Source organism: Campylobacter showae, assembly GCF_004803815.1.
In the GTDB taxonomy this organism is placed as follows: domain Bacteria; phylum Campylobacterota; class Campylobacteria; order Campylobacterales; family Campylobacteraceae; genus Campylobacter_A; species Campylobacter_A showae.
The window spans coordinates 1,732,759-1,744,736 of record NZ_CP012544.1; the positions used below are offsets into that span (position 1 = coordinate 1,732,759).

12 protein-coding genes are annotated in these 11,978 nt (G+C 46.6%); 1 reads left to right on the plus strand and 11 read right to left on the minus strand.

Annotated elements, in window-relative coordinates:
- Position 1: 1 nt before the first annotated feature.
- Entirely contained in the window at positions 2–1,348 is a 1,347-nt protein-coding gene (locus CSHOW_RS08550; RefSeq protein WP_002949191.1) for an NAD(P)/FAD-dependent oxidoreductase, read from the minus strand.
- Positions 1,349–1,413: 65 nt separating this feature from the next.
- On the minus strand, positions 1,414–2,049 hold the full coding sequence (locus tag CSHOW_RS08555) for a Crp/Fnr family transcriptional regulator (RefSeq protein WP_002949190.1): 636 nt from the start codon (positions 2,047–2,049) through the stop codon (positions 1,414–1,416).
- A gap of 168 nt (positions 2,050–2,217) precedes the next feature.
- Between CSHOW_RS08555 and CSHOW_RS08560 the strand changes: the two genes are divergently transcribed.
- Complete coding sequence (locus CSHOW_RS08560; protein ID WP_002949189.1) at positions 2,218–3,174, plus strand: SLAC1 anion channel family protein; 957 nt, start codon at positions 2,218–2,220, stop codon at positions 3,172–3,174.
- 96 nt (positions 3,175–3,270) lie between these two features.
- Here the strand turns inward: CSHOW_RS08560 and CSHOW_RS08565 are convergent, their stop codons facing one another.
- The 9 genes from CSHOW_RS08565 to CSHOW_RS08605 all read right to left on the minus strand — a co-directional run bounded on the left by CSHOW_RS08565 (position 3,271) and on the right by CSHOW_RS08605 (position 11,407).
- The gene (locus CSHOW_RS08565) at positions 3,271–3,576 is read right to left on the minus strand and encodes a DUF5339 family protein (RefSeq protein WP_002949188.1); all 306 of its coding nucleotides are present in this window, start codon (positions 3,574–3,576) and stop codon (positions 3,271–3,273) included.
- Between the two features lie 49 nt (positions 3,577–3,625).
- A complete protein-coding gene (locus CSHOW_RS08570) occupies positions 3,626–4,342 on the minus strand; it encodes a hypothetical protein (protein WP_002949187.1) in 717 nt (238 codons plus the stop codon).
- 263 nt (positions 4,343–4,605) lie between these two features.
- Entirely contained in the window at positions 4,606–7,047 is a 2,442-nt protein-coding gene (locus tag CSHOW_RS08575; protein WP_002949185.1) for a molybdopterin-dependent oxidoreductase, read from the minus strand.
- 349 nt (positions 7,048–7,396) lie between these two features.
- On the minus strand, positions 7,397–7,951 hold the full coding sequence (locus CSHOW_RS08580; protein ID WP_002949183.1) for a hypothetical protein: 555 nt from the start codon (positions 7,949–7,951) through the stop codon (positions 7,397–7,399).
- Between the two features lie 204 nt (positions 7,952–8,155).
- The gene (luxS, locus tag CSHOW_RS08585; protein ID WP_002949181.1) at positions 8,156–8,674 is read right to left on the minus strand and encodes an S-ribosylhomocysteine lyase; all 519 of its coding nucleotides are present in this window, start codon (positions 8,672–8,674) and stop codon (positions 8,156–8,158) included.
- A 159-nt stretch (positions 8,675–8,833) separates the two neighbouring features.
- A complete protein-coding gene (locus tag CSHOW_RS08590; protein ID WP_002949180.1) occupies positions 8,834–9,715 on the minus strand; it encodes a class I SAM-dependent methyltransferase in 882 nt (293 codons plus the stop codon).
- A 148-nt stretch (positions 9,716–9,863) separates the two neighbouring features.
- Complete coding sequence (gene fldA / locus CSHOW_RS08595; protein ID WP_002949173.1) at positions 9,864–10,355, minus strand: flavodoxin FldA; 492 nt, start codon at positions 10,353–10,355, stop codon at positions 9,864–9,866.
- Between the two features lie 11 nt (positions 10,356–10,366).
- A complete protein-coding gene (locus CSHOW_RS08600; RefSeq protein ID WP_002949172.1) occupies positions 10,367–11,083 on the minus strand; it encodes a hypothetical protein in 717 nt (238 codons plus the stop codon).
- Positions 11,084–11,086: 3 nt separating this feature from the next.
- Positions 11,087–11,407: a DUF2325 domain-containing protein gene (locus CSHOW_RS08605; protein ID WP_002949171.1), complete on the minus strand. Its 321-nt coding sequence runs from the start codon at positions 11,405–11,407 to the stop codon at positions 11,087–11,089.
- Positions 11,408–11,978: the final 571 nt, after the last annotated feature.

An 11,978-nucleotide genomic window follows, 5' to 3' on the forward strand; every position in this document is an offset into this window, starting at 1 on the left:
TTTATGCTAGACCTCTTATCATGCCTTGCATGACCATCGGCTTCATCATATATAGCTTCATCGCCCAGTTTAGGTAGCTCTCGCGAGTCGCGCCCATGCATGCTATCGTAGGCTCGGGCTTGCCCGTCCAGTTAAACTCCACCATCACTGCCTTGCCAAATTTCGTTAGCAGCGGGCACGCGGTGTAGCCGCCGTATTTTGCACTCGGTTCGCGTCCTTTTATAACGTCGGCGAGATTTTGCGCCAGCACTGGATACATCTTGCGTATACTAGCTCCTGTTTTACCGGCGGGAAATCCGCAAACGTCGCCGATAGCAAATATATTTTTAAATTTCGAGTGTTGCAGCGTCTCGCGCGTGAGGCTAATCCAGTTGCCTGCCACATCGCCCTTTTCTACGCTTAGCCCTGCATCGGCGTAGATTTTAGAAGCCTTCATGCGAGGCACTAGGTGTAGGTAGTCAAATTTTACTTCGACTAGCTCTTTAGCGAGTTTATTTTCGCCGTTTTCGCGGTACGGCATAGCGTGCTCAAATACCGCTATATTGGCACTTTTATCCACCTCAACCAGCTGATGCGAGGTAAAATACTTCACGTCTCGCTCCTCCAGCATCCCTTCTATCATTTTAGCATAAACCGGAGCGGAAAATATCGTCCGCGCGCCCGAGTATATCGAGATATCAAGCTTGTCTCTGTTGCCCAAATTTCGCGCCATATCTTCGGTTAGCAGCGTTACTTTTTTATTTGCGCCCGAACACTTCATCGGTGTTTTGTTGTCGCTAAAGACTATCTTGCCACCTTCTTTGCCGACTTTTTTCATTATGCCGGACATAGCAACGGCGCCAGGGATCGTGTAGATAGAAGTCACGTTGTCGCTACCGATATCGTCGGCGCTAAGTCCTTTTACGCTCTCAAACTCATACTCCGCTCCGCTAGCTATCACGAGGTAGTCGTAGTTCAAATTTGACCCGTCCTCTAGCTTGGCGGAATTTGCCCCTGGATCGATGGATGCGGCATTTTGCTTTATCCATTTTACGCCGTCTGGGATCAAATTTGATTTTTCGTAGGTTATGTCTTCGGGCAGATAGTGACCGGCTGCGATGAGCGTAAAGCCGGGCTGATAGTAGAAGTACTCGTCCTTATCAAGGACCGTTAGTTCGGCGTTTGGCATATCTCGTCGTAGTTTCGCCGCTAGGCTGATGCCGCCTAGACCGCCGCCGATTATTAGGATATTTGCGCGGATGTCCGCATTTTCTCCCGCATTTAGCTTGCTAGCCCCTGCGACTCCCGCCGCCGCTAGCCCCGCCGCGCCTAAAATTTTCAAGACGCCTCTTCTGTCGATGCTTTGCATAAAAGCTCCTTTTAGAAGTTATTGTCAAATCATAGCGCATTTTAAAATTTAAATATGTAACAAAGTCACCTTAACGTCACGACTCCGCGTTTTAGCTCGACGAGCCCCTTTTTCTGCATCTCTTTTAGTGCTCTTGATACCGCCTCTCTCGCGCTAGCGATGTCGTTTGCGATCTGTTCGTGCGTGATCTTTAGCCCGTTTTTCGCGCCGTTTTGCTCGAGGAAATTTATTATTCTCCGAGCTAGAGGCAAAAACAGCGTCTGATCCATCGCCGTTATCGCCGAGCTAAACCTCGTCGCCATAAGCTCTAGCGCGTGATTTGCCACCTGCGGATAGTTTTCGCGTAGCCTCTTAAATATCTCTCTTGGTATCAAAATCATCCGCACGTCCTCTTCGATTTGTAAATTTATCTCCGCTTGTAGCGCTCCTAGCGAACAAAAGCCGCACAGCATACAGCTATCGCCGTCTTGAAGGTTAAAGACGGTGATCTCTTTAAAATTACTCGTGCTAACCAGCCCGCGCGCACGCCCGCTTATGATGATCGCGTAGCCAAGGCAGCCATCTTTTGGGTATATCCTTTCACCCTTTTTAAAGCTTTTTAGCATCGCACTCTTTAGCACAGCCGCCTCATCCTGCGCACTAAGCGTGAATTTAGAGGTAAACCGCTGCTTTAGCGTATCTTTTAGCTCGTCTCCCGACATACGCGCTCCTTGGTTAAATTTGGCTTTTCTTAATTATATTTTCTTTTATGTAAAAGCGCGGTGATAAAATTTAGCTACAAAATATTTTAAGCATTGATTTATTTTGTGACTAACTCACCGAAATTGCGCTAAAATTGGGGTAAAATTTAGAAAAAACAAGGAAAAATTATGAAAACGCAGGACGAAAAACCAAGCTGGCTGCAGCACTTCCCCATAATGTTTTACACAGTAGTTATGGGGCTTGGCGGACTAGCTCTCGCGTACGAGCGGCTAAATTTGATCTTTGATATTTCAGGCGCGGTTTTTGAGATTTTGCGCGCCGCGGCGAGCCTAGCCTACGCTCTCATCTGCGCTTGTTACGCGGCAAAGCTGATAAAATACCCGCAGGCTTGCAAGGCGGAGTTTTTCCACCCGGTGCGCGTAAATTTTTTCGCCGCATTTTCGATCGGCACGCTGTTAGTCGCCTCACTCTGGCGGGACTTCGCGCCCGTTTACGACGCGCTTTTTTGCATGGGCGTAACGTTTCAGACCTTTATCACGCTACATGTCGTCTCCTTTTGGATCAAAAATAACGTCCAGATCGCGCACTCAAACCCCGCGTGGTTCATCCCGATCGTAGGCAACCTCTTCGTCCCGCTAGCAGCGCCCGCCGCAAGCGAGCTTGCGTGGTATTACTTTGCGATCGGGATATTTTTTTGGCCCGTGCTTTTTGCGGTTTTGTTTTACCGCATCATCTTTCACGATCAGATGCCGCAGAAATTTATCCCGACGCTTTTTATCGTGATCGCGCCGCCTGCGATGGCGTTTTTAGACTACGTCAAGCTCACCGGCGGCTTTGACGTGACGGCAAAGATCATGCTCTACATCACGCTATTTTTCGCGCTTCTCATCCTTTTTATGTTTAAAAGCTTTTTGCGGCTTAAATTTTTCCTCTCGTGGTGGGCGTTTACATTCCCGACGGCTGCGGCTAGCATCGCGTTTTTGCGAGCGTTTGAGTTTAACGGGATTAAGTTTTTCTTGTTTGCGGGAGCGGCCGGTTTTGCCATCTTGTGTATTTTTATAGGTATCGTGGGCTTTTATACGGTAAAGGCAATGCGGCGCGGCGAAATTTGCGTGCCTGAGTGATAGTTTTGTGAAATTTAGATAGTTTTTAAATCCGCGCTCAAATTTGATATTTAAACGCGGATTTTGGGGGCGTAAATAAGCCGAAGCCGCTTAAATTTACTTTATCGCTCCCATCATTTTTAGCATATTTTCAAGCTCTTTTACCTCGGCTATGCCTTGGTTGCACGTAGATTCTTGCTCCTCTTTGCTCATCTTTTTTATGCTCGCGTAGTCGGCCTCAAACTCTTTTTTCGTCGCAGCGACGTCAAAGTCCTTTTTACCCTGAGCCTGGGCTTGTTTTGCCATCGAATCGATAAAGTCGTAAGAAACCTTTTTGTACTCCTCGCAAGCAGCAGGCATCTCAGCAGCCGCAAGTTGTCCGGCAAAAGCGCAAAGCGCGACGAAAAGCAGTGATTTTTTCATATTTATCCTTTTTAAAAAATGCCGCGTATGATAGCGAAATTTGGATAAATTAGCCATGACGGGCGATAAGTTCGCTAAAAGATATCTCGCGGGAGTTAAATTTAACCCCAAGCGAGGCGAGCTCATCTTGTATCGATATCGCCAGCTCCTCTATGCCGCTAAATACGCAAAGCGGCAAATTTTGCGCCCTCTCCTTGGTCGCCGCAAAGCTCTCGTCGTCAAAAAATTTCTTTAAAAACACGAGCGTTTTTACCTTATCCGAACCCAGATCCTCGATAAAAACGCTGAAATATTTATATTCGGGCTCCGCGCGCGCTTCATCTTTCCGCCCGTAATCGTCCGCCAGCTCGCGGTAAAATTCGTTGTTTAAATCAGTAAGCGGCGCAATCGCTTCAAGCGAGCAAGGCGCCTCAAGTGCGGCAAGTGCGGTTAAAATTTCTTCAAATTTAACGATGTCGTCCGCGACCTTTATCGGCTCCCACGAACCCACGCCGTGATAGGCAAAATACACGGGCGAGGCGCCCCCGAGGGCAAAATCCACGAAAAACGGATCGTCCATGCCGTTACGCGCGATGACCCGCCAGCTCTTGCGCCACTGTCCTGGCGTATCGTCTGCTAGCTCCTCGCCAGTTTTGCGGCTAGCGAGCCTATATCCCTCCTGAAAGCTCTCAAACTCGCCCTCATTAGGATAGAAAAACGGCAGCAAAACGGACTCTGAAACGATGCGTTTGCGGATAAAATTTTGGATCAAATTCGGGATTTGCACAGCGCGGCCTTTGTGTTAAATTTGAGCGAATTTTAGCAGAGTTTTTAATCCGTGCAAAATTTAAGTTCAAATTTGACGGATACGAAAGAAGCAAATTTACGCTCAAATTCAACAAACTGCAAATTTGAGCATAAAAAGACAAGCGGAAGTATCGCGAGATGATTTTGAGAGTTGTGCAGAAATTTTAAGTCAAGGCTAGACAAATAGTCTGCCGCAGACTTAAAATTTCAAATCTCTCTCAAAAGCACTCGCGAGACGACGCATTAAATGCTTTGTAAGATTTTAGGTTTTGAAAACGCTGTTATAGGTTTAATCTCCCCTTTAAATTTCTCGATTTGGGCAAGCACGGTGTGAGCCGAGTTGCTTTGCGCGAGTTTGGACGTACCTTTGTCAAAGGTTAGCACGTTTACGCAGCCGTGTTGGCAGAGGCTCTTTTCGCCCCAAATTTCCGGGTCGTACCACGCGCCCTCGCAGATAGCTACGACGCGCTCAGGCACGATATCGGTGATTAGTACGCCAGCTAGTATCTCGCCGCGGTCGTTAAATACGCGAGCAACGTCGCCCGTAGCTAGACCGCGCTCTTTGGCGTCTTTTGGATTTATTAAAACCGGCTCTCTGCCGCTAACTTCGGCGAAATTTCTAATGATAGAGTTGTTTAGCTGGCTGTGCAAGCGGTAGCGAGAGTGCGGGCTAACGACGTGTAGCGGGTATTTTTTCGTCGCGTTGCCTAGCCACTCTTTTGGCTCGATCCACGTAGGCATCGGCGGGCAGTCGGCGTAGTTCATCTTCGCTATCGTCGGCGAGTAGATCTCTATCTTGCCAGACGGAGTGCCTAGGCGGTTTTTGGCCGGATTTTCGCGGAATGCCGCTAAGCGCGTATATAGCTCGGTTTCAGTGTTGTCTTTTTCAAATCTCACGTAGCCTTTTTCGTAAAATTCCTCAAAGCTAGGCATGGTTAAATTTAACCCCTTAGCCTGCTCGGCCGCGTCGGCGTAAAATTCCTTCATCCAGCCTAGCTCGTCCTTGCCCTCGCTAAATACCTCGCCTCTACCCCAGCGTTTGCAAATTTGCTCGCAGATCCAAAAGTCGCTCTTGCTCTCGCCCATCGGCTCTATCGCAGGCTTATAGGCTACGATGTATTCGCCTGTTGAGCCCGTTTGGTTGATGTCGTTTCTCTCGACCTCGATAGCTACCGGCAGCACAATGTCGCTAAATTTTGCGGTGCTAGTCCAGTATGGCTCGGCGGTGATAACGGTGTCAAATTTACGCCACTGTTTTACGATGTTGTTTACGTCCTGATGGCGCGTAAACATCGAGCCTGAGGCCATATATGCCACTCTCATGTGAGGTAGCTTGATCTTGGTGCCGTCGTAGTCGATCTCTTTGCCGGGATGCTCTAACGCCTCGATGCTGCGAGAGGACGGGATAGTGATGTTTTTAGTCGTTTTCCACGGCGCGCCATCGATGTTTTCGTATTTCTCGTCGATACGCGTGCTTAGTCCTTTTAGCACCGGAGCGATCTTGTCCGTAGCGCCTGCAGAGCCGTATCCTAGGCTAAACTCAAATCCAAGCCCCTCTTTACCCACGTGTCCTAGCATCGCGTTTAGCACCACTAGCGCCCAGAAAGGCTGCTCGCCGTGATCGGCTCTTTGTAACGCGCGACCGATCAGTACGGTCGTAGGCTCTTTGGCTAGACGCGTAGCAAACTGCGCTATCGTGCCAGCAGGTACGCCGCAAATTTTGCTCGCCCACTCGATGTCTTTTACGACTTTGTCCTGCGTGCCGAGGAAGTAGTCTTTAAATTTATTAAATCCGACCGTGTATTTTTTGATAAATTCCTCGTCGTATAGGTTGTTCGTAAACAGATAATGACACATGCCGATGATGAGCGCGGTGTCGGTATTTGGGCGTACGATGATGTTTTCGCTGCCGTAGTAGCGCGCGGTGTCGTTTATCATGACGTTTACGCTATAGGTTTTGATGTCCGATTTTTTGAGCTCCTGCATGCCTAAGTAGCCGTCGTGAGTCGGAGGGACTGATGAGATTTGGTTGGTTACGATAGGATCGGTACCCCAAAATACTACGTTTTTAGCGTTTTTGACGATGGCTTTCCACTTCGTCGGCGCGTCGTAAACCGCGCTACCGCCTAGCACGTGAGGCATGATGACTAGACCCGCTCCGGTCGAATAATCGCCGCTTTCTTCCACGTAACCGCCTAGCACTTTTAGCATCCTGTGCGCGACAGTACGACCCCAGCTGACCTTACCGCTGCCGCCCCACCAGTAGCACTCGCCGTATATCGCCTCGGCGCCGTATTTATCGAAGTTTTCTTTTAAGGCTTTGGCGGCTAGATCAAGCGCCGTATCCCAGCTAACGCGCACGAACTCCTCTTTGCCGCGCAGTTCGCTCTTTGCCGCGCCTTTTGCTTTTAGATAGCTTTTGCGCACCATCGGATAGAGCACGCGGTTTTCGTTCTGCACGGAATCAGGCAGGCTGTAGTTCATCGTATTTGGAAATTTATCGCCCTCAAAATCGCTAACAGAAACGATCTGCGATGAGTTTAAATTTGCCCAAAACGGGCCGAATCTGTTTGCGCCGAACACCTTTTTGTTATCAAAAATCGTCTGTTTGACGCCCTCTATCCTACTAGCCTGCGCAGCCGTAGCCGCCAAGGCCGAAAATTTGATGAAATCTCGTCTTTTCATCGGTTTCTCCCTTATTTACTGATCGCAGGAGCAAGACCCCTGCCGTGAGCGGAAGTATACACTCCCTATACTCGCCCAAAGCGCGCCTATGTTTGTGACATCTGCATGGTCGGGCAACTTTTTCCCTTATTTGCTTTTTAAAACCGTATTTTGTTTAGTCACGCTCGCCAATCTCTTAATAACGTGGTTGCGCGGCAAGCAAAATGCAGGCAAATTTAAGCTAGTAGCGTTAAATTTGCCACCGTAAAAGTATAAAATCCCAAAAATCTAAATTTAAAGAACAAACGTCGCTAAATTTTACATTTTAAGCGGCGAGCAAATTTGATCTCGGCGCTAACCGCACAAAGCCCTATTCTACCGCTTTTGCGTTATGCTGCAGGTATTTTACTATCAAATTTAGCTCCGTCTCCTCCAGCGCGACGTAGTTTGTATCGATCATCGACTGCAAATTTGCCGGCCACTGAGCCGCCGTAAAACTGTTTGGCTCGTGCAAACGGTGACACGCAGAGCAGGTCTCCTCGTACTTTTGCTGAGCTTGTTTATATAGCGCGTCTGCGGCGACCTCGTACGTGCCCTCGACCTCATACCAAAGCTCACCGTAGTCGTCCTCGACCTCTTTTATTTTCTTAAAATTCGCCTCGCTCTCGGCATCAAAAACCGTGAAAATCTCGGCGTTTTTGACGCTTCGCTGTATCTGAGCTAGGTAGTTTGCCGAAACCGCGCCTTTTACCTTTATTTTGGCCTTTGCACCGTCTTTAGAGACGACCTCAACCGGCGTTAAAACCTCGATCTTGCCGACTTTTTTACCGTCTAGCGATATCTCGGTAGTCTTTGTTAAAATCTCGGCGTTTAAGCTTATCGCCGCCGCACAGGCCGCGACCAAAACGAATTTAAAACTTTTCATCGCACTTCCTTAAGAAAAATTATTAATGTAATTTTATAAATTTGTGGCTTAAAATTACATCACTATATTTTATTACGAAGCGGATTTTGTATATTAAAAATGGTAAAATTTGAAGCAAGAGTGCGGCAAACTGGGTCAAATTTGAAATTTGCTCAAATTTGCCGCTAGAGCAAAAGCCGCACGAACGGCGGCTAAATTTAAAGATCAATTAGTGTTTTTAAGCCCCATCGCAGCGACGTCTAGCGCGATCTCTTCGTTATTTATCGTAATTAGCCCGCGCTCTAAAATTTTACTTGCGATCGCGTGCGCCTCATCAAGCGAATGCATCTTGTACGTACCGCACTGGTACTTGTTTAGCTCGGGGATATCTTCTTGGTTTTTAACGCCTAGGATATCCTTCATAGACGCCGTCCACGCGGCCTTGACCGCCTCCTCGCTCGGCACGCCGATCACGCTCATATAAAAGCCCGTCCTGCAGCCCATCGGTGAGATGTCTATGATCTCGGTGCCTTCGCCGTTTAGATGATCGCGCATAAAACCCGCAAACAGGTGCTCTAGCGTGTGCGTGCCTTTTTCTGGCAAGATTTCCTCGTTTGGCTTGCAAAAACGCAAATCAAACACGCTTATATCGTCGCCTTTTGGCGTTTTCATCGTCTTTGCCAGACGCACGCCGGGTGCGTTCATCCTCACGTGATCGACGCAAAAACTATCTAGTAGAGGCATACTTTCTCCTTATTTTTAACATAAATTCGGCGTGATTTTAGCTAAATTTTTATTAGCCACGGCTTGATCTAAATTTGTATTTACGTAAATTTACTAAGCCGATGGCCAAAGAAACGCAACCATAAGAGCGGCAGCTTTGGTTAATTTTTAGCCGATCATCTACTTATTTGTATGCCAAAATGCTAGCGAGCCTGGATTCATAGGATCTTGAGAAAGTCCGATATCGGCGATGGCATCGTCTATAGCGATAACGTTTCGTCTTGCAGCATTAAAGAAAGTCTCGGCAAAATTTACGTTCCAACCTTGAGTTTTAAAAAACCCTCTTTGTCTTTCGCTAACGGCGTCGTTTGCTCCTTCTATCTGGAATCCAAACGGCTCTAGATGAGCGCAGCGCACGAAATCCGCAGCGTTTGCCACTACGTCAAACCAATGCGGCGGGATCTCCTTAACCTGCTCGATAGAGTGGCATGTAAAAACAAGGGCCTTTTTACCTAAATCTAACCCTTCAAGACTAGGCTCTAGGTGATTAAAATGGAAAAACTTAGCATTCATTTTAGGCGTTGCGGCGGCTAGTTTGCTAGCGATTTCTACGCCGCTTTGGGTAAATTCTCCGCCAAAATACCGCACATCCGTCGGTCCGCCCCTATAAAAAATTTCAATCAAATTTCGACCGTATCCGCAGCCAAGCTCCACGATACTATCATATGGCCCCGTCTCGTCGATGATATCTATCAGCATATCATAGAAGTTAAACGACGAGTGAAAAGGTACGATTAGCTCAGCTCCTTGTCTAGTGGTGAGTCTAGCAACCGGGATTTCGACGAATCTTAAAACATTCGTACTAAAAAGCTTTCGCTTCTCCCAAACCATCTCGTTTGTAACGTTATCCAAACTTAACTCGTGTAGCCGCTCCTTTTTCTCTAGCATTTTTACGGCTTGATAGCTATTGAGTCCGTTTTTTAGGCACTCATCCATAAATTTAGCCCTTGTCGCCCATGCTTTTTCATAAAAGTTTTGCCAATACTCCTCTTGATACGCCATACTTTCTCCTAAATTTAAAAAATAAATTTAATTCTACCTTTAAGATTTTAAAGAAAACTGAAATTTAAAAGATTGGATTTTAGTAGCTGGAATGGTTTTTGTTAGGATTGAAAAATCGGGCAAAAAGCCCGACTAGAAGTATTAAATTTTAAGCAAAATGAGGTTTGATCTGCTCTATCCAAGCGCTGATTCTAGGCTCGGTTTTTTCGCTTTCGTTATCGGCATCAAGCGGCAGACCAACAAATTTACCGCCTCTTACGGCTTCTGATTCGTCAAATTTATATCCGTCCACGGACACTGCGCCCACGACGTTTGCGCCGGCTTTTACGACCTCATCGTAAAGCTTGCCCATCGCGCCGCAAAAGCTATCCGCATAGCTCTCGGCATCGCCCATGCCAAATATCGCAACAGTCTTGCCGCTAAGCTTTAGTCCGCCAAAATCAAACGCGTCCCAGTCGTCTTGCAAGTCGCCCGTACCCCAGGTAGAAACGCCCAAAATCAGCTTGTCAAAGCCGTTTAGCTTAGCCGCGTCGCAGTTTGCTACGTTTAAAAGCTCGTTTTCTAGCCCCAAATTCTCGGCTAAAAAGCTCGCCGCCTCCTCAGTATTTCCCATACTGCTTCCAAAAATGATACCTATCATTTAAATTTCCTTTAAAAAATATGATGACTTATCGTGTAGGGCACCAGTCGCAGCGATCCGCCGCATCCGCACTCCCGTCTGACCTCGATGTAGCGCGAGAAATTCGCATTTCTCGGAGCTACGATAAACATCCTGTCAAACTCTCCGCCGCTAAGCGCCTCAAAGCCTCTAGCGATCTCGCAGTTAGCCAGATGAAACCGCTCTTTTGTTATCTCTTTAAAGCACGGCATAACGCCGAAAAGCTTGCGCCCGCCCTGCTCCGCAAAGATAATCCCGTCTTGAAAATAAACGTTTTTATCAAAATGTTTGGCGCGTATTTTATCATAAACAAACTGAGAAAACATTATGTCTGCGTCAAAACATATTCCGTTTTGGGATTTTAGCATAACGATTAGCTTGGCGGCCGGGTGCTTGGGAGAGACGGCTAGCGGCGGGACGGCGTCAAATTTGCCTGATTTATAGGCGCAGATAACGGCGTTTGAGGCGATACAAAAGCTTGAAATTTTACTTCGGCTAGGATTTTTAAAAGCGCACAGATCATCGATGCGTTTTAGAAAAATTTTCTCCAAATTTAAGCCCGAATACGCATAAACTAGAGGGATTTTTAGCTCGCGTCCGGCACAACAGTTGTATAAATTTATAAAAATTCGGGCTTTATTTACCGCGTCAAGCCCTGAAAAAATACTTGGAGTTATTTCTCCAATACCTGATAAAAAGCCAAATTTCATCTATTAGTCTTTTACCTTGCAACATCCAAATTCCTTATCTAGCCCAAAGACTTTACAATACTCGCTAAAGACGCAGCTGACGCTTCTTTTGGCGCAGACGATCGGGATATTGCGCTTTTTGGCTTGGTTTTTTATCGTTTTCATCGTGTTGTGGTTTAGAAAACTGGTTAGCATCACGACGCACTCGGTATCTTGCGGGATCGGTTTGCGATTTACGCGGTTTTCGTTGCGCGCGTCCCAGTGTTCGATCGCTTCTGCGCCGAGGTCTTTGAGGACTGCTTTTATAGGCGTTATCTCGTCGGCTCCGATAACTAAAACTGACATTTTGGGCTCCTGTTTATTTGATTGTGATTATTATAAAATAGATTAGCTAAAAAACAGCTTAGTTATGAGAGTTGTTATCATTTAAGTAGAAATTCGTAACGTTTATTAAATTTACTTGATCAGGTCCAAGAAATCAGCGCATAAAACCGCCCAAATCTCGTTAAATATCGGCGAAATTAAGGCGCGCAAATTTAAGAGTTGCGATATCTCTAACGACAAACTTCTTTTTATAAGCACGGCAAAAGCGGCAATGCACACGTCATAAACTACGGCGGCAACGCATTCGTCAAGCGTTTAGAAAAACCTGATAACGAAGGCTATAGCTCTATTTTAGGATAATGAAAAATACGAGCCTACCTTGATAGACGGCGAAAATTTAGAAAATTGCGCTATCATAGGGTACGGCGCATGTCAAAAAAGGCGTGATTTAAAGGGATTTTGAAGCTGTTTTTGAAGCTTTTGAGGCAAATTGAAGCTTTGGCTTTTAAAATGCAAAAAACCTAAATTTTGCAAATTTTGCGTTTTTAGTTCTTATTTTTCCTTATGTTTCTATCTGCTAAAACAGCGTTTT